The sequence below is a fragment of the Agrobacterium sp. LEGMi-208b genome (genome assembly GCF_059511785.1).
On record NZ_CM183446.1, the window covers coordinates 1,346,895 to 1,370,047 of the forward strand.

The 23,153-nt window shown below is 60.7% G+C and carries 17 protein-coding genes; 5 read left to right on the forward strand and 12 right to left on the reverse strand.

The window, feature by feature from the left end:
* Positions 1–5: 5 nt before the first annotated feature.
* The 9 genes from AC5YUO_RS20760 to AC5YUO_RS20800 form a co-directional block, all read right to left on the reverse strand.
* The gene (locus AC5YUO_RS20760; RefSeq protein ID WP_496155008.1) at positions 6–494 is read right to left on the reverse strand and encodes a MaoC family dehydratase; all 489 of its coding nucleotides are present in this window, start codon (positions 492–494) and stop codon (positions 6–8) included.
* Positions 495–548: 54 nt separating this feature from the next.
* Complete coding sequence (gene glgX, locus AC5YUO_RS20765; protein WP_496155009.1) at positions 549–2,504, reverse strand: glycogen debranching protein GlgX; 1,956 nt, start codon at positions 2,502–2,504, stop codon at positions 549–551.
* Positions 2,505–2,814: 310 nt separating this feature from the next.
* Positions 2,815–4,443, reverse strand: coding sequence for an alpha-D-glucose phosphate-specific phosphoglucomutase (locus tag AC5YUO_RS20770; protein ID WP_496155010.1), 1,629 nt, complete (start codon positions 4,441–4,443; stop codon positions 2,815–2,817).
* 4 nt (positions 4,444–4,447) lie between these two features.
* Positions 4,448–5,890: a glycogen synthase GlgA gene (gene glgA / locus AC5YUO_RS20775; protein WP_496155011.1), complete on the reverse strand. Its 1,443-nt coding sequence runs from the start codon at positions 5,888–5,890 to the stop codon at positions 4,448–4,450.
* Positions 5,891–5,895: 5 nt separating this feature from the next.
* Positions 5,896–7,158, reverse strand: coding sequence for a glucose-1-phosphate adenylyltransferase (gene glgC, locus AC5YUO_RS20780; protein WP_400819300.1), 1,263 nt, complete (start codon positions 7,156–7,158; stop codon positions 5,896–5,898).
* 21 nt (positions 7,159–7,179) lie between these two features.
* Positions 7,180–9,387, reverse strand: coding sequence for a 1,4-alpha-glucan branching protein GlgB (glgB, locus tag AC5YUO_RS20785; protein WP_496155012.1), 2,208 nt, complete (start codon positions 9,385–9,387; stop codon positions 7,180–7,182).
* The gene (locus AC5YUO_RS20790; RefSeq protein WP_496155013.1) at positions 9,387–11,849 is read right to left on the reverse strand and encodes a glycogen/starch/alpha-glucan phosphorylase; all 2,463 of its coding nucleotides are present in this window, start codon (positions 11,847–11,849) and stop codon (positions 9,387–9,389) included. Before AC5YUO_RS20790 ends, glgB begins: the two co-directional genes overlap by 1 nt.
* 493 nt (positions 11,850–12,342) lie before the next feature.
* On the reverse strand, positions 12,343–13,113 hold the full coding sequence (locus AC5YUO_RS20795; RefSeq protein WP_496155014.1) for a class II glutamine amidotransferase: 771 nt from the start codon (positions 13,111–13,113) through the stop codon (positions 12,343–12,345).
* On the reverse strand, positions 13,114–13,827 hold the full coding sequence (locus tag AC5YUO_RS20800) for an aspartate/glutamate racemase family protein (protein WP_496155015.1): 714 nt from the start codon (positions 13,825–13,827) through the stop codon (positions 13,114–13,116).
* 167 nt (positions 13,828–13,994) lie between these two features.
* Here AC5YUO_RS20800 and AC5YUO_RS20805 point away from each other — a divergent pair, with 167 nt between their 5' ends.
* Positions 13,995–14,456: an Lrp/AsnC family transcriptional regulator gene (locus AC5YUO_RS20805; protein WP_110759078.1), complete on the forward strand. Its 462-nt coding sequence runs from the start codon at positions 13,995–13,997 to the stop codon at positions 14,454–14,456.
* A gap of 18 nt (positions 14,457–14,474) precedes the next feature.
* Here AC5YUO_RS20805 and AC5YUO_RS20810 read toward each other — a convergent pair whose 3' ends face one another.
* The 3 genes from AC5YUO_RS20810 to AC5YUO_RS20820 all read right to left on the reverse strand — a co-directional run bounded on the left by AC5YUO_RS20810 (position 14,475) and on the right by AC5YUO_RS20820 (position 17,346).
* Positions 14,475–15,458 (reverse strand): aldose 1-epimerase, encoded by a 984-nt coding sequence (locus AC5YUO_RS20810; RefSeq protein WP_496155016.1) that lies wholly within the window; start codon positions 15,456–15,458, stop codon positions 14,475–14,477.
* A gap of 150 nt (positions 15,459–15,608) precedes the next feature.
* Positions 15,609–16,502, reverse strand: a complete 894-nt coding sequence (locus AC5YUO_RS20815) for an NAD(P)-dependent oxidoreductase (protein ID WP_496156535.1) — start codon at positions 16,500–16,502, stop codon at positions 15,609–15,611.
* A gap of 88 nt (positions 16,503–16,590) precedes the next feature.
* Positions 16,591–17,346 (reverse strand): SDR family oxidoreductase, encoded by a 756-nt coding sequence (locus AC5YUO_RS20820; protein WP_046801696.1) that lies wholly within the window; start codon positions 17,344–17,346, stop codon positions 16,591–16,593.
* Positions 17,347–17,566: 220 nt separating this feature from the next.
* Here AC5YUO_RS20820 and AC5YUO_RS20825 point away from each other — a divergent pair, with 220 nt between their 5' ends.
* From AC5YUO_RS20825 to cydC, 4 genes are all read left to right on the forward strand, one after another.
* The gene (locus AC5YUO_RS20825) at positions 17,567–18,598 is read left to right on the forward strand and encodes an L-idonate 5-dehydrogenase (RefSeq protein ID WP_496155017.1); all 1,032 of its coding nucleotides are present in this window, start codon (positions 17,567–17,569) and stop codon (positions 18,596–18,598) included.
* 458 nt (positions 18,599–19,056) lie between these two features.
* Positions 19,057–19,635: a GbsR/MarR family transcriptional regulator gene (locus AC5YUO_RS20830; protein ID WP_400819280.1), complete on the forward strand. Its 579-nt coding sequence runs from the start codon at positions 19,057–19,059 to the stop codon at positions 19,633–19,635.
* Positions 19,636–19,652: 17 nt separating this feature from the next.
* Positions 19,653–21,449 (forward strand): thiol reductant ABC exporter subunit CydD, encoded by a 1,797-nt coding sequence (cydD, locus tag AC5YUO_RS20835; protein ID WP_496156536.1) that lies wholly within the window; start codon positions 19,653–19,655, stop codon positions 21,447–21,449.
* A complete protein-coding gene (gene cydC, locus AC5YUO_RS20840) occupies positions 21,446–23,137 on the forward strand; it encodes a thiol reductant ABC exporter subunit CydC (RefSeq protein WP_496155018.1) in 1,692 nt (563 codons plus the stop codon). The genes cydD and cydC overlap by 4 nt, the downstream gene beginning before the upstream one ends.
* Positions 23,138–23,153: the final 16 nt, after the last annotated feature.

Genomic DNA, 23,153 nt, shown 5'->3' on the forward strand with positions numbered 1-23,153 from the left:
ATATCTCAGGCGTCTTCCGGCCTGTCTTCCGGGTTGAACTGGCTGATGGTGATCCAGCGCGCGGTGAGCGCCGGCTTTTTCTCGTTTTCGATTTCCACCGCCACGTCATAGGTCGTCATCAGCATCGCCGCGCCGCGAAAACGCGCTTCCGCCAGCGTAAAACGGCCGCGCACCCGCGCACCGCTTTTTACCGGCGTGACGAAACGGACGGCATCGAAACCGTAATTGATGCCCATGGTCTGCTCACGAATGCGCGGCAGGGCGTCGTAATTCAGCGCCGAAAGCAGCGAGAGCGTCAGGAAGCCATGGGCGATGGTGCCACCGAAGGGGCTTTCCGCCTTGGCGCGCTCCGGGTCCGTGTGGATGAACTGTTCATCCAGTGTCGCTTTCGCGAAGGCGTTAATCATCGTCTGGTCAACGGTGATCCAGTCGGAAACACCCATTTCCGTGCCGACGCGGTCCTTCATCTCCGCCAGCGCAATTTCTTTTGTCATGGTACCTCGTCCGCATTATTTCCAGCGACTTATACGGCTCGTGACGCGAAGGGATCAACCGCGCAGATAAAACACCACGGAACGGGCGGGCAGGAAGGCGGGATTGCCGAAATCCGTGCCGATGGCGCTCCAGCCATCGCCGGGCAGGGTGAAGGGAACGATCCCGCGGCCGCGATTGATGAGAATGGCAAGCTCGGCGTCTTTGCCGGTCTCCTGGTCCGGGGTGGAAAGCAGCATGGCGAAGGCCTGTCCATCCGGCCTTTCCCAGTCCGCAACCGTCATCGGTTCTCCGCCCGGGGCAAGCCATGTCACGTCGCCTTTGCCGGAAAAGAATCCTGTCTGCGAAAACAAGCTGAAACGTTTGCGCAGTGCGGCGAGAAATGCGGTGTGGTCAATCAGTTCCGGGACAAGCGATGACCAGTCGATCCAGTTGATTTCATTGTCCTGGCAATAGGCATTGTTGTTGCCCTGCTGGCTACGGCCGCCCTCGTCGCCAGCCGTCAGCATCAGGGTGCCGCGGCTGACGAAGAGCGTGGAAAGCAGCGCTTTTACATCCGCAAGGCGGGCGGCGACAATTGTGGGGTCGTTGGTCAAGCCTTCAAAACCATTGTTCCAGGAATGGTTGTCATTATGGCCATCGCGATTGTTCTCGCCGTTCTTTTCATTGTGCTTGCGTTCATGGCTGACGAGATCGAACAGGGTGAAACCATCATGGGCGGCAAGGAAATTGACGCTGCGGCTTTTTAGGCGGCCATGCCGGGAAAAGATCGGCGAGGAGCCGGACAGCGCATTGGCCAGCGCCCCGGTCGTGCCGGCATCGCCACGCCAGAAACGGCGCAGGTCATCGCGGGCGCGGTCGTTCCACTCCAGGAAGCTTTCGGGGAAATTGCCGAGCTGATAACCGCCGGGGCCGATATCCCAGGGTTCGGCAATCAATACCCGGTCGTAAAGTACCGGGTCCGAATGCATGGCGGCAAGCGTTTCGCTCGCCATGTCGAAACCCGCAGCCGTTCTCCCGAGCACGGGCGCGAGATCGAAACGGAAGCCATCCACGCCGGCATGGAGAACGAAATGCCGCAGCGAATCGATGATGAGCTGGCGAATATAGGGGTGGTCGCAGGCGACCGTATTGCCGGTGCCTGTGTCATTGACCAGCACACCCGGCTTTCCCGGCGGGTGGCGGAAGGCGGTGAGATTATCGAGCCCGCGCAGCGACAGGATCGAGCCTTCGATATCGCTTTCACCCGTATGGTTGAAGACCAGATCGAGAATGACGCCGATGCCTTGTGCATGCAGCGCTGCAACCGTGTCGCGCAGTTCCCGCACCCCGCCGGGGCAGAGGCGCGGATCGAGCGCCATGAAACCGACCGGATTGTAACCCCAGGCATTGGAAAGCCCGAGCGGCGGCAGGTGGCGTTCGTCGATCCAGGCGGTGATGGGCATTAATTCCACCGCATCGACGCCGATTTTTTTCAGATGCGCGAGAATGGCGGGATGAGCAAGTGCGGCGACGGTGCCCCTGATATCTTCAGGCACGTCAGGATGCCGTTCAGTGAAGGATTTGACGGCGAGCTCGTAAATCAGCCCGCCTTCGGCAAAAAGCGGCGCCTGGCGTTTGACCGGCTCATGCTCGCAAAGGATTGCCTTCGGCATGATCGCGCCAGTCTCCGCACCAAAGGCATAAAGCGAGGGATCATGCCGGAAGGGGCGGTCGATTTCGGTGGCATAGGGGTCGAGCAGCAACTTTGCGGGATCGAACCAGAGGCCGTGTTCGGGGGCGTAAATGCCGTGGGCGCGAAAGCCGTATCGCGTGCCGGGGCCGGCCTCGGCGTGCGTCAGCCGATGAACATCGTCTTCGCCGCGGACCATCGGCAGGCGCGCCGTCTCTTTCTCGCCGGTGTCATCGAAGAGGCAGAGATCGATGTGGGAGGCATGCCGGGAATAGACCGTGAACTCCATTCCGTTTTCCGTTCGGGTTGCGCCTTTGGGGAAAACGGGTGGTGTCTGCATGGTCTGTCTCCGATAGACTATTGTTTCTTCTCAAAGGCATCGCAGGCTTGGAGCATGCTGCTCCGGTCACCCCAAACTTCGAAAAGGGCTGAAACCTCTCCTCCGTCATCCTCGGGCTTGACCCGAGGACCCACAACCCGGCCGCACCATGGATCCTCGGGTCAAGCCCGAGGATGACGCCAGGTTTGGCGGGGGTTGCGTCACACCGACAAGCTGCCCTGCAAACGCAGATACCTTGCTAGCGCCGATGCCTTGCAAGCGCATTGTATGCGCGTCACGTCTCTCCAGACGAAACCAACGCGCGACAACCTCACGTAATAACGCTCGGTTCGCTGCGGCCGGTATGGGCCTTGATGCCGGCGATCGTATCGGCAACGGCAATCAGGTCGGCGAGTGCCGTCTGCGTTTCGATGCCGTGACGGGCTGCATCCGGCTCGTAACGCTCGACATAAAGGCGAAGCGTGGCGCCCGCCGTGCCGGTGCCGGAAAGGCGCAGCACGATGCGCGAGCCGCCCTCGAACAGGATGCGGATACCCTGGTTCTTGCTGACCGACTGATCGACCGGGTCGTTATAGGCAAAATCATCCGCCGCCGCGACCTTCAGATTGCCGTAGCTGGTGCCCGGCAGCGTCGCGAGCTTTTCGCGCAGGGCGGCGACCAGCGTGTTGGCGGCGTCCGAATCCACTTCTTCATAGTCGTGGCGGGAATAATAGTTGCGGCCATATTCGGCCCAGTGCTTGGTGACGATGTCCTTCACGCTTTCCTTGCGCGCCGCGACGATGTTCAGCCAATAAAGCACGGCCCACAGGCCATCCTTTTCACGCACATGGTTCGAGCCGGTGCCGAAGCTTTCTTCGCCGCAGATGGTAACCTTGCCGGCATCCATGAGATTGCCGAAGAATTTCCAGCCGGTCGGCGTCTCGTACATGCCAAGGCCGAGCTTTTCGGCGACACGATCCGCTGCCGCACTTGTCGGCATGGAGCGGGCGATGCCGGAAATGCCGGCGGCATAACCGGGCGCCAGTCTGGCATTGGCGGCGATGATCGCGAGGCTGTCGGAAGGCGTGACGAACATGCCCTTGCCGACCACCATGTTGCGGTCGCCATCGCCATCGGAAGCCGCGCCGAAATCGGGGCCTTCAGGGCTCATGACGTCGTCATAAAGCTCCTTGGCATGAACCAGGTTCGGATCGGGATGGTGGCCGCCGAAATCCGGCAGCGGTGTTGCGTTGCGGACAGAACCCTTGGGAGCGCCGAGGCGCTTTTCGAGAATCTCGACGGCATAGGGGCCAGTGACCGCGCTCATGGAATCGATGACGACCTTGAAGCCGCCGGCGATGAGGGCACGAATGGCGTCGAAATCGAACAACTCTTCCATCAGGGCGGCATAATCGGCAACCGGGTCGATCACCTCGACCGTCAGCTCGTCCACCTTGAAGCTGCCGATCTTGTCGAGATCGATATCGGCGGCATCGGAAATTTTATAGCTGTCGATGACCTTCGAGCGGGCATAGATCGCATCGGTGATCTTTTCCGGCGCGGGGCCGCCATTGCCGATATTGTATTTGATGCCGAAATCTTCGTTCGGGCCGCCGGGATTGTGGCTGGCGGAAAGCACGATGCCGCCGAAGGCCTTGTATTTGCGGATGACGTTGGAGGCGGCAGGCGTGGAAAGAATGCCGCCCTGGCCGACCAGCACCTTGCCGAAACCGGCAGCGGCGGCCATCTTGATCGCCTTCTGGATGACTTCGCGGTTGTAATAACGGCCGTCGCCGCCGATCACCAGCGTCTGGCCCTCAAAGCCCTCAAGCGCGTCGAAGATCGACTGGATGAAGTTCTCGGCGTAATTTTCCTGGGCGAAAACCGGCACCTTCTTGCGCAGGCCGGATGTGCCCGGCTTCTGGTCCTGATAGGGCTTGGTCTGAACGGTCTTGATCATTGTTTCAATGGCCTTTCGAAATAAGCTGGCTGTAAAGCGCGGCGTAAAGACCGGCGCTCTTTTCCCAGGAAACATCGGATTTCATTCCGAGTTTCTGCATTTGTGTCCATAGTTTCGGGTCGTGGTAATAACGGACGGTCCGGCGGATCGCCTGTTTCAGACCATCAAGCGTGACGGGCGAAAATTGCACGCCGGTTGCCGATTTACTGGCGATGGCAGCGTGGTTGGCGTCGATCACGGTGTCGGCAAGGCCGCCGGTGCGGGCAACCACCGGAATGCAGCCATAGCGCAGCGCATAAAGCTGGGTGAGGCCACAGGGTTCGAAGCGCGAGGGAATGATGATCGCGTCGCAACCCGCCTGCATCAGATGCGACAGCGGTTCGTTGTAACCGATGGCGACACCGACACGGCCATGGTGGCGGGATGCCGCCGCCAGAAGCGCGCCTTCCAGCGCCACATCGCCGGCTCCCAGCACCACCAGACGGCCGCCGAGGGAAACGATCTCGTCCACGGCTTCGGCCATGAGGTCGATGCCCTTTTGCCAGGTGAGGCGGGAGATGACGCAGAATAGCGGGCTGTCATCGTCATCGATGCGGAAATGCTCGGCGACCGCCTTCTTGTTCAGGGCGCGGTTCTTGAGATTGGCGGCGGAATAATTGTCGTGGATCAGGTGATCGGTGGCCGGGTTCCAGACGTCCGCATCGATGCCGTTGACGATGCCGTGCAGCACATGGGCGCGGCTGCCGATGACGCCGTGCAGGCCCATGCCGAATTGCGGCGTGAGGATTTCCTCGGCATAGGACGGGCTGACGGTGCTGAGCGCCCATGCCGTCTGCAGGCCACCCTTGAGGAAACTCACATCGTTATAATATTCGACGCCCTCCATGCCGAAGGCATGGGCGGGAAGGCCAAGCTTGCTGAAGATATTGGCGCCGAACTGGCCCTGAAAAGCGATGTTGTGAATGGTGAGAAGGCTCGGAATCTCCGGCGTTTCGGCATAACGCATATAGACCGGCGCGAGCGCAGCCTGCCAGTCATGCGCATGCACCATGTCCGGCCGCCAGCCGGGAAGGGCACCGGCGGCAATGCGGGCGGCCGCCAGCGACAATGCCGCAAAGCGCTTCCAGTTGTCAGGATAATCCTTGCCGGTCTGGTCGAGATAGGGGCCGCCGGAGCGCTCGTAATAGGCGGGCGCATCCAGAATGAGGAGGTCGAGCCCCTCATGCCTCACTTCGAGAACATCAGCTTTTTCGCCGAGCAGATCGGTGAATTCGAAACATTTGACGGGGTCCGTCACGGCGGCTTTCACCGCCGGATATCCGGGTATCAATGTGCGCGTCGTGACGCCATGGGCTTCGAGCGCGATGGGGAGCGCGCCGGCAACGTCGGCGAGCCCTCCGGTCTTGATCAGGGGATAGATTTCGGATGAAACCGAAAGGACATTCATGGGCTCTACAGGTCCAGCTTGTCGATCATCGATTGGGTGATAAGGCAAATGCCGTTTTCAGTGCGGCGGAAACGTTTGGCATCCAGTTCTGGGTCTTCTCCTACAATCAGTCCTTCCGGAATGACCACGCCATGGTCGATGACGACATTGCTGAGCTGGGCATGACGCCCGATCTTCACACTCGGCAGTACTACGGCATTCTCAAGGCGGGAGTATGAATTGGCGCGCACGCCTGTGAACAAGAGGCTGCGATTGAGCGACGCGCCGGAAATGATGCAGTCGCCGGAGACGACCGAAGACACGGCCGAACCGCGACGGTTCTCGTCATCATGCACGAATTTCGCCGGCGGGGTGATTTCCGCATAGGTCCAGATTGGCCAGGACTTGTCGTAAATGTCGAGGTCAGGCACCACATCCGTGAGGTCGATATTGGCCTGCCAATAGGCATCGATGGTGCCGACGTCGCGCCAGTAAGGGCCATGCTCGAAATCCGAACGCACGCAGGAATCAGCGAAGCGGTGGGCAACGGCCTTACCGTGCTCAACGATATAGGGAATGATGTCCTTGCCGAAATCGCGGCTGGAGGTCGGGTCGGCGGCGTCGCGGCGCAGCGCTTCCATCAGGAACTTCGTGTGGAAGACATAAATGCCCATGGAGGCGAGCGCAAAACCTTCGTTGCCGGGAATGCCGGGCGGATCGGCCGGCTTTTCGATGAAATCGATGATCTCGTCTTTTTCGTTCACATGCATCACACCGAAGCCGGTCGCTTCCATGCGCGGCACTTCCAGGCAACCGATCGTCACGTCGGCGCCGGAATCGACATGCTGCTGCAGCATGTATTCGTAATCCATCTTATAAATATGATCGCCGGCCAGAATGACCATATATTCCGGCGCATAGGGCTCGATGATGTCGATATTCTGGTAGACGGCGTCGGCGGTACCTTCATACCATTGCGTTTCGGAAACGCGCTGGGAGGCCGGCAGAATGTCGAAACTCTCGTTACGTTCAGGGCGGAAGAAATCCCAACCGCGCTGCAGGTGGCGGATGAGGGAGTGCGCCTTGTATTGCGTGGCGACGCCGATGCGGCGAATCCCGGAATTGAGCGCGTTGGAAAGCGCGAAATCGATGATGCGCGCCTTACCGCCGAAATAGACGGCGGGTTTTGCCCGGCGGTCCGTCAGCTCCTTCAGGCGGCTTCCTCTGCCGCCCGCGAGGACATAGGCCATTGCATCACGCGCCAAAGGCTGAACTCTTTTTTCCGACATGGTGTCCTCCCTTTCTGTCTGTCAGTTTTCCGGCTCGAGCATGATCGTTGCGAGCGGCGGCAGGACGAGCATCGTGCCGATTTCTCCTCCGGCATCGACCGCCTGAACGCGTCCGCCATTTCCCTTGCCGCTGCCGCCGTAAATTTCGGCATCGGTGTTGAGAATCTCCCGCCACCGCCCGGCAATGGGAAGCGGCACATAATAATTTTCCCTGTAAACCGGGGTGAGATTGCAGATGACGGCCACGGGCTTTTCACCCGGCGCCATGCGCAGCCAGGCGAAGACCGAATTGTCGTGGTCATCCACCACCAGCCAGCGGAAACCCTCCGGCTCGCAATCGCGGGCATGCAGGGCGGCTTTGGATCGATAGGTGAGGTTGAGATCGCGCACGAGGCGGCGCATGCCCTCATGCATCGGATATTGGCGCAGGTTCCAGTCGAGAGCGCCCTTTTCGCTCCATTCGCTCCATTGCGCGAATTCCTGGCCCATGAACAGCAGCTTCTTGCCGGGATAACCCCACATGAAGGCGTAGTAGGAACGCAGATTGGCGAATTTCTGCCAGTCGTCGCCGGCCATCTTGGCGATCAGCGATCCCTTGCCGTGCACCACCTCATCATGGGAGAGCGGCAGCACGAAATTTTCGCTGAAGGCGTAAAGCAGGCCGAAGGTCAGCTCCTGATGGTGGAACTTCCTATGCACAGGCTCGCGCGAGAAATAACTCAGCGTGTCGTGCATGAAACCCATGTTCCATTTGAAACCGAAACCGAGGCCGCCTTCGTGGACCGGTTGCGATACTTTCGGCCAGGAGGTGGATTCCTCGGCAATCGTCATGACGCCCGGATGGGTGCCGTAGACGAGGGAATTCATCTTCTGCAGGAAACGAACGGATTCGAGATTTTCCCGCCCGCCATATTCGTTGGGGATCCACTCACCTTCCTTGCGGGAATAGTCGAGATAGAGCATCGAGGCGACCGCATCCACGCGCAGGCCGTCGAGATGGAATTTCTCGGCCCAATAGAGCGCATTGTTGATGAGATAGGACATCACCTCGATGCGGCCGAAATTGTAGATGGCCGTGTTCCAGTCGGGGTGGAAACCCTGGCGCGGATCGGCATGTTCGTAAAGCGCAGTGCCATCGAACCAGCGCAGCCCGTGCTCGTCAGTGGGGAAATGCGCGGGAACCCAGTCAAGCAGAACGCCGATGCCGACCTTGTGGGCGCCGTTGACGAAACGGGCAAAACCCTCCGGATCGCCGAAACGGGCGGATGGCGCATAAAGCCCCGTCGTCTGGTAACCCCAGGAGGGATCATAGGGATGTTCGGTGACCGGCAGGAATTCGATATGGGTGAAGCCCATATCCGTACAATAGGGAATGAGCTGGGCGGCGAGTTCATCCCAGCTGAGGAAGGTGCCGTCCTCGCGGCGCTGCCAGGAACCGGCATGCACCTCGTAAATGCTGATCGGCTGGCGGCGCTGGTCCACCTGCGCCCAATGTTCGCGGTGGGCCTGATCTTCCCATTTCTGCGTCAGTTCCGGCGCGGTGACGGAAGCGTTCTTCGGCCGCAACTCGGCACGGCGGGCATAGGGATCGGCCTTCAGCGGCAGAATCTCGCCGTTCGCACCGAGGATTTCGAATTTATAAGCGCAGCCGGCATAGACGTCAGGCGCGAAGATTTCCCAGATGCCGGTATCCTTGCGGAACCGCATGACATGCCGGCGGCCATCCCAATTGTTGAAATCGCCGACGACCGAGACGCGCCGGGCGTTGGGCGCCCAGACGGCGAAGTGGAAACCTTCGACGCCCTCGAGCTTCAGCGGATGCGCGCCCATCCTGTCGAAGAGCCGCAGATGCGATCCTTCTCGGACGAAATAATCGTCCATGGGACCGAGAACCGGGCCGAAACTGTAAGGGTCGGTCACCGCCCATTCCGCATCATCGCGAGCCGCGCGGTAACGCACCGGCTGGCGCTTTGAAAGATCGATCCGGCCTTCGAAAAAGCCGTCCGGATCGAGCCGCTTCAACTCGCCCACGAAATTTCCGTCCAGCGTCAGGACGGAAACCTCTTCGGCGCCGGGAATGAAACAGCGGGCGGAAAACCCTTCCGGCGTTTCGTGAACGCCGAGAAGGGCAAAGGGATTGGAATGCAAACCGCTCTTGATCGCCTCGATTTCAGCCTTCGTGATGTCGCCAGTCTTTTTCTCTTCGGCCGAATTGAGCGGTTTTTTCATCAGGCTCTCCAGATATCGGTGGCATATTGGCGGATCGTCCTGTCGGACGAGAACCAGCCCATACGCGCCGTGTTGCGCACTGTCTTGGCATACCAGCTATCCGGATCGCTCCAGATCGTGTCCACTTCGCGCTGCGCATTGGCATAGGCGTCGAAGTCGGCGGCGACCATGAACCAGTCGCTGTTGTAAATACCGTCGATCAGCCCGGCGAAACGGGAGCGGTCATCCGGCGAGAAGACGCCGGAAGCGATGGAAGACAGCGCCTGCGACAGCTCGGCCGATCCTTCGATGATCGCGCGGGGATTATGGCCTTCGGCACGCGCCTTGGCCACTTCATCCGCCGTCATGCCGAAGATGACGATGTTGTCAGCGCCGACATGTTCGAGCATTTCCACATTGGCGCCATCGAGCGTGCCGATGGTCAGCGCGCCGTTGAGCGCGAATTTCATGTTGCCGGTGCCGGAAGCTTCCATCCCGGCCGTCGAAATCTGTTCCGAAAGATCGGCGGCGGGAACCATGATTTCCGCAAGCGAAACGTTGTAGTTCGGAATAAACACCACCTTCAGAAGCCCGCGCACGGCCGGGTCGTTGTTGATGACCCGGGCAATATCGTTGGCAAGCTTGATGATCAGCTTCGCGTTGTGATAACTCGGCGCCGCCTTGCCTGCGAAGAACTTAACGCGCGGTACCCAATCCAGTTCCGGATGGGAACGGATCTGGTCGTAAAGCGCCACCGTTTCCACGAGGTTCAGAAGCTGGCGCTTATATTCGTGGATACGCTTGATCTGGATGTCGAACATGGCCGAGGGATCGACGCGGATACCCATGCGCTGCGCCACGGTGTTCGCCAACCGCACCTTGTTCAGACGCTTCACCTCGGCGAATTTTTCGCGGAAACCGGCATCGTCGGCAAAACGGTCGAGTGCTGTCAGTTTTTCCGCATCATCGAGGAAATCGTCGCCGATTGCTTCGCGCAGCAGGCTGGTGAGACCCGGATTGCACTGCATCAGCCAGCGGCGCGGTGTGATGCCATTGGTCTTGTTGTTGATGCGCTCGGGATAGAGGCTGTGCAGGTCGGCAAAGACCGTTTCCTTCATCAGATCCGTATGAAGGGCGGAAACGCCGTTGATGGAATGCGAGCCGATGAAGGCGAGATTGCCCATGCGCACGCGCCGCTCGCCGCCTTCATCGATCAGCGAGATCGAGCGGATCTGCTGATCCGCCATCTTCTTTTCCTTGCGGGCATAAACCAGCGTATTGGCGTTGATGGCGTAAACGATCTGCATATGTCTTGGCAGAAGACGTTCCAGCAGCGGCACCGGCCAGCTTTCCAGCGCCTCCGGCAGCAGCGTGTGGTTGGTATAGGAGAAGGTGCCCTGCGTGATCTTCCACGCTTCCTCGAATTCCAGGCCGTGTACATCGCAGAGAAGACGCATCATTTCGGCGATGGAAATGGCGGGATGCGTATCGTTGAGCTGGATCGAGACCTTCTCGGGCAGCGAGGTGAAGTCAGGATATTGCTGCAGATGGCGGCGCAGAATGTCCTGCAGCGAGGCGGAGGAGAAGAAGAACTCCTGTCTGAGGCGCAGTTCCTGACCGGCGGGTGTGGCGTCCGCAGGGTAGAGAACGCGTGTCAGGCTTTCCGCCTTGTTGCTCTCGCGCAGGGCGCCGATATGGTCGCCGGCGTTGAAGGCGGCCAGAAGAATGGGGTCGATCGGCTGTGCCGACCAGAGGCGGAGCGTGTTGACGCGGGTGCCGCGCCAGCCGACCACCGGCGTGTCGTAAGCCATGGCGATGACGCGTTCGGCCGGTTTCCAGACGAAACGCTGCGGATCTTCATAACCGCCGATGGTCTCCACCGATCCGCCGAAGCCGATTTCATAGGAGCTTTCGCGGCGCTCGAATTCCCAGGGGTTGCCGTGCGCCAGCCAGGTCTCCGGCAGTTCCACCTGCCATCCATCCGCCATCTGCTGGCGGAAGAGGCCGTGTACGTAACGGATGCCGTAACCATAGGCGGGAATATCGACGGTCGCCATGGATTCCATGAAGCAGGCGGCGAGACGGCCAAGGCCGCCATTGCCAAGCGCGGCATCCGGCTCCAGCCCGGCGATGACGTCAAGGTCGACGCCGAGCGAAGACAGCGCGTCGCGGATTTCGTGCATCAGGCCGATATTGGAGATGGCGTCGCGCATCAGGCGGCCGATCAGGAATTCCAGCGACAGGTAATAAACGCGCTTGGAATTGTTGGCATAGGCCTTGCGGGTGGATTCCATCCACTTGTCGATGATGCGGTCGCGCACGACGAGGATGGTTGCGGTCAGCCAGTCGTGCGGTTTTGCAACCTTGACGTCCTTGCCGATGCGGTAGGTGAGGCGTTCGATGATTTCCGACGCCATGATTTCCGGGTTGGAACTGCGCGGGGCGGGGCGGGGAAGATCGGCGGCGTTGAGATTATTGATCATTGGTCGGTCAGCACCTTGGTGGGAGGAGAGGGTCTGAGAGGTCGATCCGTGTTGCCTTTGCTGATGCCAGTTTATGCATCGATATGGAGGTGTGGCAACAGCAATTTTTCCGGAAAGTTGAAGAGCGTAGGTTTATGAAAAATAAGACTTTTTCTTCTGCGTTCCAAGGATCGCCGAAGGCATTGCCGGCCCGTTATGCGCCGTTCCCGAACGGGTTTGCATGGTCGTTGCGATGGCGGGCATCGTTCAAGAAAGGGAAAGGGCTTGCAACACTTTTAAATGGTTCACCGGTCCTGAAATCTGTTTCGCTCTAATATTCTGTTTTCCACATCGAACCGAAGATCGCGCATATTTCGATCCGACGCCATGGATCACACACTAGCCTTCGCGGCTGCGAAAATTCAATGAAAATAAATGGGGCGTTGCCGCGACTGCACCGGTCGCGGTCTGTGGCGGTGTGAAAACCGGAAAATACGGTGGTGAAAGCGGATATTTACGGCAGGAAAAAAGGTTGCGTCGTCATTTCCCCGGCGCGGATCGTCACGCTGGTATTCGGCGGAACGGCGCACCAGGGAGCGCAATCGAAGGAAAAGGGTTCCGAACTCAATGCAATGCCGTCTTCCAGACCGCGCCAGTAGAGCGTCGGCGGCTTGTCATCGCTCGACCAGCGGAAGGCGTGCACGCAATCGCCATCCATCAGCACGGCGCTGAACCGCAGCGCGGAGGAGACGCCAGCTGCGATCATCTTTTCCTGACAGAGGCGAAGGGCGGTGGAAATGGCGCGTACCGGATCGGTATCGAGGCCAAGGCCGGCGGCGATGAGGAAGATCGCCTCGCTGTCGCCGGTGCCGCGCCGGGATGCATAGATATCGTCGGGAATAAGGGAATCGATATCGCGCCGGATCTGCTCATAACCGCCGATCTGGCCGTTATGCATGAACAGATACTGGCCATGGGAGAAGGGGTGGCAATTGGCGCGGGAAACCTCGCCTGACGTGGCGGAGCGGACATGGGCCATGAACATGCCCGAGCGGAGCTGATGGCAAAGTGCCGCCAGATTGGCGTCGGACCAAGCCGGCCTTGTGTCGCGAAAAACGCCGGGCGTTCCCCGTTCGCCATACCAGCCAAGGCCGCAACCATCGCCATTGACAACGGTTTTTGCTTCCCTTGCGGCCATGGACTGGCTGACCAGCGATGCTTCCGGCTCGATCAGCAGGCTGTCGAGCCAGACCGGTTTACCGGAATAGGCAAAGAGGCGGCACATTCATGCGGCTCTGTCGAATGCCTTGTTTCCGAGCGCGAAGCCGACGGCGGCCTTCGCGTGAATGGCGGTCGAATCGTAACCCGGCAACGGCAGGGCGTCGGGGTCGATCAGCAGGGAAATTTCGGTGCAGCCGAGAATGACGGAATCGACGCTGAGTGCGCGGGCCTTCTCGATGACCGCGAGATAACGCTCGCGCGAGCAGGACTTGATTTCGCCCTGGCAGAGTTCACCGAAGATGATGTCGTGGATCGCTGCCCGGTCTTCCGCATCGGGCACGACCACCTCGACACCGTGGCGACGCATGCGGTCGGTATAGAAGCCATGTTCCATCGTGTAGCGGGTGGCGAGCAGCAGCGGCTTGCGGCGTCCATCCGCCTTCAGGGCTGCGGCGGTTTCCTCGATGATGTCGATTAGCGCGACGCCCGACATTTTCGCCACTTGGTCAGCGACGAGATGCATGGTGTTGGTGCAGATCAGCACGCAATCGGCACCCGCATTGGCAAGGCGCGCACCGGCAGCACCCAGAAGCGCACCGGCTTCATCCCAGCGATCGGCCTTCTGCAGGGCGACGACTTCGGAAAAATCGAGCGAATGCATGACGATATCGGCCGAGACCAGCCCGCCGCGGCTGTCGCGCACGGCCTCGTTGATCATGCGGTAATAGGTGGCGGTGGATTCCCAGCTCATGCCGCCGATCAGGCCGATGCGTTTCATAAGAGTTCCCTTATCAAGTTTGATTGAAGACAAGAATGCCATCACGGGCGCGAAAACGGCATGCGTTTTTTAGAGGATTGCGCAGCAATAATGCAAAGATAACGCGCCTTATTGGGGAATATCGCAAATTTCTTGCGCCATCACGTTAACCGGTGCATTCTTGAGGGATGATTGACGACCGTGACCGCCGAATCCTTGCGATTCTCCAGGAAAATGCCGAAACGCCGCTCACTGACATCGCGGAGGAGGTTTCGCTGTCTTTGTCCGCCTGTTCGCGCCGCATCACGCGGCTGCGGGCGGAAGGTTATGTGACGGGCACGATGGCGTTGCTTGACCGGCGGAAGATCAACCTGCCGACCACGGTTTTCCTGCTGGTGAGAACCGGCCTGCATGCGGAGGACTGGCTGGACCAGTTCCATGCCGCCGTCAGCACGATACCGGAAATCGTCGAGGTTCATCGGCTGACCGGCAATTTCGATTATATTCTGAAACTCGTGCTGCCGAATGTCGAATATTACGACACGATCTACAAACAGATCCTGCGCCGCGTACAACTCTACGACATGTCGGCCTATATCTCCATGGAGACGGTGAAGCTGTCGTCCTCGCTGCCGACGACGCATATCTGAGGGCTTATCGAACCTTGATCAGCGTGCTGCCTGGAAACGAACGCCGAAGCGGAAGCTTCGCGTCTCGCCCGGTTGCAGGGTAATCGCATCCGCAAGTTCCTGATGGTTGAAGGCATTGGTGGGCGTTTCCACCGGTTCGAGCGCGATGGAGTGCCGCCTGTCGCGGGCCAGCGTGTCGCCGGTGAAGACATGCATGTGGCCACGCTCCTGCCAGACCGTGAGGCTCGAACCGTCATGACGGTTCTCCAGCCTCGTCTCGTAAAGCCCGTTTTCGGATGCGACCAGATCGGTGAAGCAGACATCGAGCACATGGCCCGATAGCGGCGCGTAGAGAAAGCGGGTGTCGTCCCGTTTGACCATCCCGCCCTGTGGGTCCCGAAGGGGGATCAGGTCTTCGTCTGTTTCAATCGCCGTTCGCGAGGGCAGAGCGAGAAGAAGATCGTCGATGGAGGTTATGCCGGGCAGGTGAAAATAGGGATGCCAGCCGGCGGCGAAAGGCAAGGAGCGGTCGCCGCAATTGATGCCGCGTATTTCGAGAGTAAGCTCATGTCCGGAGAAGCGATATTCCACCTCGATGGCGAGACGGTAAGGATAGCCGCTGAAATCCGCAGGCGATATTTCGGTGCGGAAGATGAGGATATGAGCGCCGTCTTCTTCGAAAGATTGCGCGAGGGCGAAGGGCAGGGCTCTGGCAAATCCGTGGAAGACGAGGGTTTCATGGGCAAGCACGGGTTCGATGCGGTGCATCTCCCCGCCAAAACTGAACCGGCCATCCGGGATGCGGTTGGTGAAGGGCGCGAGAATGCCGTTTCTGACGCCGTTTTGCGATTGCAGTTCGGCAGGCGTCGAATATCCGTCGACAAGATTTTCGCCTTCGCCGCCATCGGCGGAGAGCGGCCGCCAGCTTAGAAGCGTCGCGCCCTCATAAGCGATTTCGGCAGTAAAACCGTTTCCGGAAACGGTCAGACCGGCAATCCCCGTGCCTGTCGTGGAGGTAGTCATCGGGAAATTGTCCTTTGCATGCCTGCGTCTGCGGTCATCGGGGGCAATTGCCGTGCCGATTCGCCCGATCATCTGCGCTGAAGGACAATTTCGCAATGGCCCGTGGGAACTGTATCAACAGGCTCCTGCCATTCCATGTCTGCCGGGCGATCAGTCTGGAAAGGTACGTTTTGCGCCGCTGAAAAACTCCATCAGCGCGGCCTGATCCTCTCCGCCCAGCCCTGCCGCCGTCAGCATGCGGTGCACTTCGGCGCAAACCGCCGTCAGCGGCATGGCCGTGTTGGTGCGCCGGGCGAGATCCTGCGCACCGTTGAGGTCTTTCACCATATTGTCGATGCGGCCGGTGCGGCGGTAATCCTTCGCCACGTAACGCGGCATGTATTCCTGCAGGATGGCGCTGTCGGCGCGGCCACCCTTCAGCGCCTGCGGGATTTTGGCGGCATCGACGCCGGCATCCAGTGCAAGCTGCGTTGCTTCCGCCACGGCAAGGAAGTTCAGCCCGCACAGAACCTGGTTGATGAGTTTTGTTGTCTGCCCCGCGCCGCAGGGTCCCATATGTGTGTAGTTGCTGGCGACATGCTGCAGCACGCGGTGCGCATCGGCCACATCCTTTTCGCTGCCGCCGGCCATCAGCGTCAATTGCCCGATGAGCGCCTTGGGCGCACCGCCCGAAAGCGGGCTGTCCACCCAGCGCAGGCCCTTTTCGGCAGCATCGGCCGCCAGTTCCTTGGTCGCTTCCGGATCGATGGAGGACATGTCGATGATGAGCGTGCCGGGCTTCGCGCCGGCCGCGACACCATCCTTGCCGAAGACGGCGATGCGGACGATTTTCGGCGAATTGAGGCTGAGGATGACCACGTCGGAAACCGAAGCCGCCTCTGCGGCCGTACCGGCGCTCCGCGCGCCGAGGCTGGTCAGCGCCGCCACCTTTTCCGCATCCAGATCGAAAACCGTCAGATGATTGCCGGTTTCGATGAGCCGTGTGCCGATCGCCCCGCCCATGGCGCCGGCGCCGATCAGGGCGACTTTGTTCTTCTCGGTCATGGTGTTCACGGCCTCCTCCCAAAGTGTCGTGGTGTCGTCGGTTCAAAACCGGATGGCGGCCGCAGCCGGCCATCCGGTTTCGGCATTTTTAAAGCGAAGCGGTGATACCGCCGTCGACGTAGAGAATATGCCCGTTCACGAAGGACGAAGCATCGGACGACAGGAAAATGCAGGCGCCGACAAGCTCTTCGACCTTGCCCCAGCGACCGGCGGGCGTGCGCTTTTCAAGCCATGCCGAGAAGGTCTCGTCCGCCACCAGAGCCGCGTTGAGCGGCGTATCGAAATAGCCGGGTGCGATGGCGTTGCATTGCAGGCCATATTTGGCCCAGTCCGTCGCCATGCCTTTCGTCAGATTGCCGACGGCGCCCTTGGTGGCGGTGTAGGGTGCGATGCCGGGGCGGGCAAGGGCGGTCTGGACGCTGGCGATGTTGATGATCTTGCCGCGGCCGCGGCTGATCATATGGCGTGCGGCAGCCTGTCCGGCGTGGAATACCGAGGCTATGTTGGTCTGCAGCAGGCGCTCGAAGGCATCCGCCGGAAAATCCTCGAGCGGCGTGCGGTGTTGCATGCCGGCATTGTTGACCAGAATATCGATGGGGCCGACTTCCGCCTCGAAACCGTCGATAGCCTTGCGCACCGCCTCATGATCGGTGGCATCGAAGGCAAGCGTTTTCGCACCCTTGATGCCGGCGGCGGCGGCTTTCAGCTTGGCTTCGTCGCGCCCGTTCAGCACCACTTCCGCTCCTGCTTCCGCCAGCCCTTGCGCCAGCGCGAAGCCGATGCCCTGGGACGAACCCGTGATCAGGGCGCGGCGGCCGGAAAGATCGAACAAATTAAGGCCCACTGTTTCCTCCAGTCTCTCGACATTGCATTCATACGGGTTTATGTTATCGATAACATTCATCCCTTTCAGACGTGGATGTCAAGGCTTAAACGCCCGGTTTCGGTACGGATCGGGCGGGTGGGGAGGCCGCACGGCGTGCAAATGCATGGCAGGCGGCGGTGAGAGGGATGCGGATTATTTTGTCGCGCCGTTGAGGTGCGATGTCGAACGGGAGATATTTATGAGAGCGATTGTTGCCCATGGGGCAAAGGATGTGCGCATCGAGGAGCGGCCCGAGGAAGCGCCGGGGCCGGGAGAAGTGCGGCTTCGTCTGGTCCGGGGCGGAATTTGCGGCAGCGATCTGCATTATTACAACCATGGCGGCTTCGGTGCGGTGCGGCTTCGCGAGCCGATGGTGCTCGGCCATGAGGTTTCCGCCGTCATCGAAGAGCTGGGCGAAGGTGTGGAAGGGCTGAAGGTCGGCGGTCTGGTTGCCATTTCGCCGTCGCGCCCTTGCCGAACCTGCCGCTTCTGCCAGGAAGGCCTGCACAACCAGTGCCTGAACATGCGCTTTTATGGCAGCGCCATGCCTTTCCCGCATATTCAGGGCGCTTTCCGTGAGGTTCTGGTGGCCGATGCCCTGCAATGCGTGCCGGCCGACGGCCTGAGCGCTGGCGAGGCGGCCATGGCGGAGCCACTGGCGGTAACGCTGCATGCCACGCGCCGCGCCGGCGATTTGCTGGGAAAACGCGTGCTCGTCACGGGCTGCGGCCCGATCGGCATCCTCTCCATTCTGGCTGCCCGCCGTGCCGGTGCAGCCGAAATCGTCGCGACCGATCTTTCCGATTTCACGCTCGCCAAGGCGCGTGAGGCGGGGGCGGATCGCGTCATCAACAGCAAGGATGAGCCTGACGCGCTTGCCGCCTATGGCGCGAACAAGGGAACCTTCGACGTTCTCTATGAGTGCTCTGGCGCCGCCGTGGCGCTTGCCGGCGGCATTTCGGCGCTTCGTCCGCGCGGCATCATCGTCCAGCTCGGTCTCGGCGGCGACATGAGCCTGCCGATGATGGCGATCACCGCCAAGGAACTGGATCTGCGCGGCTCTTTCCGCTTCCACGAGGAATTCGCCACCGGCGTCGAATTGATGCGCAAGGGGCTGATCGACGTCAAGCCGTTCATCACCCAGACCGTCGATCTCGATGACGCCATCTCGGCCTTCGAATTCGCCTCGGACCGCAGCCGTGCCATGAAGGTCCAGATCGCTTTTTCGTAAGCGTTTTTGCCGCATGCGAATGTGCCGACGTTTCGATCGGCGGCGGGTCATTCCGCCGCCGATTTTTTTATGGGTGGATTTTTGCCCGTGGCGACGTGCGGTGATGTTATCGATATCATCAACGGCTTCGGGTACGTCATTCCGGCCTCGAGCCGGAATCCAGCCGTCGCGCGTCTGCGCGGCGAGAGAGTCCTTTCAGCCCAAGGACTTGGGCTGGCTGGATTCCGGCTCAAGGCCGGAATGACGAAGGAGGGTGACGGACCCGCAAACGCCAGGGCTGTCATAAAGCCCCAACACCACTGCTGCATTTTTACCTGGGCTGCACCCACGACGGTCTTTACCGGCGTCGTCTCTGCCCATTTGCACATTTTGACGCAGGTCAAAAAGGTGATTTGCCGCCTGCCGTTTTTTGCGTTATCGAAATTTCAGAAATTACTGAAAATTCAGGAAGTGAAGAAATGCCAACCAGCCTGTCCCCGCTCGTTCAGTCCTTCGTGCTGCATTTCGGTGAGATGGGCAGCCGCTGGGGCATCAACCGCACCGTCGGCCAAGTCTATGCTTTGCTTTACATATCGCCGCAGCCGCTCTGCGCGGACGAGATTGTCGAGGCGCTCGGCATTTCCCGTTCCAACGTCTCGATGAGCCTGAAGGAACTGCAGGCGTGGAACCTTGCAATTCTCAAGCATTTTCCCGGCGACCGGCGGGATTTTTTCACCACGCCCGACGATGTCTGGCAAATTCTCCGCACCCTTGCCGAAGAGCGCAAGAAGCGCGAGATCGATCCCACGCTCAGCGTGCTGCGTGAAATTCTGATGGAGACGCCGGAAAACGAAGATGAGCGGCATGCGCAACGGCGCATTGACGAGATGAAGACGCTGATCGAGCAGCTTACCGGCTGGTATGACGATGTGAAGCGGCTGGAGACCGAAAGGCTGGCCTCGCTTCTGGCACTCGGTTCCAAGGTCACGAAACTTCTGGAGGCGAAGGACAAGATCGTTTCCTTTGCCAGACCCCGTGGCACGAAGAAGGACGGGTGAGGAGATCGGCCGTGAGCATATCCGTGGAAATCCGCCAATCGGCCGATGGTGACGGCGCAGTCTGTCCCGGGCCAATTACGATCCCGCCCGATGCGACGCGGCGGCGCTTCTTCAGCAATGCCAACCGCAAAACCTCCCGCGGCAGGGTTGCCGGGCGGGTGAAAATGACACATGCGCCGGCGCTGGGGAGATCCGTGGCCCTGCTCCATGTCCTGGCGGCTTTGCTGTGGCTGCCGCAGGCGGGTTTGCTTGCCTTTTCCGTCGGAAGAATTGCCGCTGGCGCGCCGATGATGGCAATCGTGCCGGCCGCCGCCGCCGTTCTCGTCCTTGGCCTCATCAAGGCTTTCCTGGAAAAGATGGCGGCGCGGCTGTCGTTTCGCGCTGCCCGCACGGCGTTGTCGCAGCGGCGGCTGGAAGCGCTGCAGGCCGTGGCGAAGGTTTCCCCACTCGATCTGTCGCGCACCGCCTCCGGTGAGGCGGCAGGCGTCATCGCCGAGTCGGCGGAAGCGCTGGTGCCCTATCTTTCCCGTTTCCAGCCGGCGCGCATGAAGGCCACCATCGTGCCGCTGGTTTTCGTGCTGGCGGTCCTGCCCTTTACCTGGATTGCGGCGCTGGTGCTGCTGCTCTCCATGCCCACCATCCCGCTTTTCATGGCGCTCATCGGCTGGCAGGCCAAGGCCGCCAGTGAAAAGCAGCTTGCCGAGACGGGCAATATGAATGCCTTCCTGCTCGATCGCCTGCGCGGGTTGGAAACGATCCGCACGCTTGAAGCCGTCGATCTGACGGCGGAACGCCTGAGCGCCGATGCGCAGAACCTGAAGAAACGGACGATGGCGGTGCTCAGGATCGCCTTTCTCTCCTCAGCGGTGCTGGAGCTTTTCGCGGCGCTCGGCGTTGCCATGACCGCCGTTTATATCGGTTTTCATCTGCTCGGCTTTCTGGATTTCGGGGCCTGGGGTCACAAACTGACGCTTGCCGAAGGCCTCTTCATCCTGCTTCTGGCACCGGCCTTTTTCGAGCCGCTGCGGGAACTTTCCGCCGTCTGGCACGACCGCGCGGCCGGCGAAGCGGCGATTGATGCGCTCGGAAAATTGACGGAGGGCGGTGCGGCCATAGCAGGCGAGGGCGTGGATGTGGCGTCTTTCTCATGCCCGACGCCCGGCCTTCTGGAGATAAACAACCTCTCCTTCGCTTACCCGAACGCCCCGCCGGTCATCCAAAATCTCAACCTGACGGTTCAGCAGGGCGAGCGCGTTGCGATTCTTGGGCCTTCCGGTTGTGGCAAATCCACTATACTCTCCTTGATTGCCGGGTTGGCCGAGGCTGGAGAGGGCACGATCGGGATCGGCGGCGTAACGCTCGATAATGCGACGGCGGATGGACTGCGCAGGACGCTCGGCTGGGTCAGCCAGAAGCCGTTCTTTTTTGCCGGTTCGCTGAAGGCGAATGTTCGGTTTGGCCGTTCGGTCGTTAGCGACGGCATGGTGGAAGAGACGCTGCGCCGCACCGGGCTCGATGGCTTGACGCATGCGCGCCGGAATCTGCAGATCGGCGATGGCGGATATGGAGTCTCGGGCGGGGAGGCGGTGCGGCTTGCCATTGCGCGTGCTTTCGCAGACCCCGCGACGCAGCTTGTTCTGGCCGATGAGCCGACAGCCCATCTCGACCGGGAAACGGCGGCCCTCGTCACGGAAAACCTGCTGCAACTGGCAAATGGCAGGACATTGATCGTCGCGACCCATGATCCGGTGCTTGCGGCGCGCATGGACAGGATCGTGGATATGACGGCGATCCATTCGAGGGGGCAGCCATGATTACGCGTTTTGCGATATTGAGACCCATTATCGGCCTTTTCTGGTCGGCCCGGCGCGGCATGCTGCTGGCGGGTGCGGCTCTTGCAGTGACGACGGTGCTGGCGGGCATTGGCCTTCTCGGCGTTTCCGGCTGGTTCATCACCGCAACGGCGATCGCCGGTCTTCTGCCGGCGACGGCCTATGCCTTCGATGTCTTTGCGCCTTCGTCCGCCATTCGTCTTCTGGCGCTGGCGCGCACCGCCGCCCGTTACGGCGAACGCATGACGACGCATGAGGCAACACTTTCCGTGCTCGCCGCACTTCGCGAAAGGCTGTTTCGCGGCTTTGCCGCCCCGCAGGCTGCGAAATCCCTGGAGGCAAGGCCTGCCCGCCTGCTAAACCGGCTGACGGCGGATATCGACGCGCTGGATTCGCTTTATCTGCGCGTGCTGGTTCCCGCCGCCGTCGCGATCCTTGCCGCACTCGCGACAGGTTTCGGACTTGCTTTTCTCCACCCTCTGGCCGGCATTCTGGCGGCGGTTTTCCTCATCGCGGCGGGGCTTGGAATTTCGCTGCGCGCCGCCTTGCAGGCGGAAACATTCTCGCGCCGCCGGGCAGTCGGGCTCGAGGCCCTTCGTGCCCGCACGGCCGATCTCGTAAGCGGACAGACGGAGCTCTTAACCACCGGCCGCCTTTCCGCGCAGGTCGCGGCGGTGAAACGGGCAGATGACTACCTCTCCGCCTGCGACGGCACCCTGAACCGTATCGAGACCAATGCCGGTTTTTCCTTCGGGGTTTCAGCGGCCGTTCTTTTGAGCGCAGCCCTTCTCGGCATGGCCTGGCTTGCGGAGAAGGGGGCGGTGAGCGCGCCGGCTGCGGCGCTCGGGCTGCTGGTCTGTTTTGCCGCGCTGGAGCCGTTCGCGGCGCTGCGCCGTGGGGCGATGGAACTTGGGCGCACGCTGTTTTCCGCACGGCGCATAGCGCCGCGTCTTGCGGCAGCGGTGGAAACTCACTGTCCCGCTACGCCGGTCAGCGGCATGGCGGCAGAGCTCAAAAACGTGCGTCTGGAGCGGGAAGGGAACGACAATCCGGTCCTGACGAATATCAATCTCGCAATCGCCTCCGGAGAACGGGTTGCGATCATCGGCCAGAGCGGCGCGGGCAAGACGAGCCTCATCCAGCTTCTGGCGGGTGAATTGCGGCCGGCGGCCGGCACAGTCAGCGCCCTGCCGTCCACTCTCATGACGCAGCGAAGCCAGCTCTTCCGCGACAGTATCGCAGACAATCTGCGGCTGGCGAAACCCGCCGCAACCCGCGCCGAGTTATGGGATGCGCTCGAGGCGGCAGGCCTTGCCGAACACGTCAGATCCTTGGGCGCCGGGCTGGAGACGAGGCTTGGCGAGGCGGGCCAGGGGCTTTCCGGCGGCCAGTCTCGCCGGCTGGCGCTCGCCCGTTTCCTGCTGGCCGACCAGCCGCTCTGGCTTCTCGACGAGGTGACGGAAGGGCTGGATGGCGAGACCGCCCGTGATGTGCTCGCCCGGCTGTTTGCGAGGGCAGAGGAAAAGACTGTCGTGATGATCACCCATAATCGCCGCGAGGCGGAATTTGCCGATCGCATCATCGTGCTGAAAGAGGGGTGTCAATTTGATGAATGTCAAAGCGGCACCCCGGAATACGGCGTAGTGCTTGAGACATTGCGCCCGGACTGAGATTTTTTTGAGAGCC

What these genes read in the sequence shown, in the direction of transcription:
- AC5YUO_RS20760 (WP_496155008.1), bottom strand. Translation starts at nt 494, where the DNA reads ATGACAAAAGAAATTGCGCTGGCGGAGATGAAGGACCGCGTCGGCACG.
- glgX (WP_496155009.1), bottom strand. Translation starts at nt 2,504, where the DNA reads ATGCAGACACCACCCGTTTTCCCCAAAGGCGCAACCCGAACGGAAAAC.
- AC5YUO_RS20770 (WP_496155010.1), bottom strand. Translation starts at nt 4,443, where the DNA reads ATGATCAAGACCGTTCAGACCAAGCCCTATCAGGACCAGAAGCCGGGC.
- glgA (WP_496155011.1), bottom strand. Translation starts at nt 5,890, where the DNA reads ATGAATGTCCTTTCGGTTTCATCCGAAATCTATCCCCTGATCAAGACC.
- glgC (WP_400819300.1), bottom strand. Translation starts at nt 7,158, where the DNA reads ATGTCGGAAAAAAGAGTTCAGCCTTTGGCGCGTGATGCAATGGCCTAT.
- glgB (WP_496155012.1), bottom strand. Translation starts at nt 9,387, where the DNA reads ATGAAAAAACCGCTCAATTCGGCCGAAGAGAAAAAGACTGGCGACATC.
- AC5YUO_RS20790 (WP_496155013.1), bottom strand. Translation starts at nt 11,849, where the DNA reads ATGATCAATAATCTCAACGCCGCCGATCTTCCCCGCCCCGCCCCGCGC.
- AC5YUO_RS20795 (WP_496155014.1), bottom strand. Translation starts at nt 13,113, where the DNA reads ATGTGCCGCCTCTTTGCCTATTCCGGTAAACCGGTCTGGCTCGACAGC.
- AC5YUO_RS20800 (WP_496155015.1), bottom strand. Translation starts at nt 13,827, where the DNA reads ATGAAACGCATCGGCCTGATCGGCGGCATGAGCTGGGAATCCACCGCC.
- AC5YUO_RS20805 (WP_110759078.1), top strand. Translation starts at nt 13,995, where the DNA reads ATGATTGACGACCGTGACCGCCGAATCCTTGCGATTCTCCAGGAAAAT.
- AC5YUO_RS20810 (WP_496155016.1), bottom strand. Translation starts at nt 15,458, where the DNA reads ATGACTACCTCCACGACAGGCACGGGGATTGCCGGTCTGACCGTTTCC.
- AC5YUO_RS20815 (WP_496156535.1), bottom strand. Translation starts at nt 16,502, where the DNA reads ATGACCGAGAAGAACAAAGTCGCCCTGATCGGCGCCGGCGCCATGGGC.
- AC5YUO_RS20825 (WP_496155017.1), top strand. Translation starts at nt 17,567, where the DNA reads ATGAGAGCGATTGTTGCCCATGGGGCAAAGGATGTGCGCATCGAGGAG.
- AC5YUO_RS20830 (WP_400819280.1), top strand. Translation starts at nt 19,057, where the DNA reads ATGCCAACCAGCCTGTCCCCGCTCGTTCAGTCCTTCGTGCTGCATTTC.
- cydC (WP_496155018.1), top strand. Translation starts at nt 21,446, where the DNA reads ATGATTACGCGTTTTGCGATATTGAGACCCATTATCGGCCTTTTCTGG.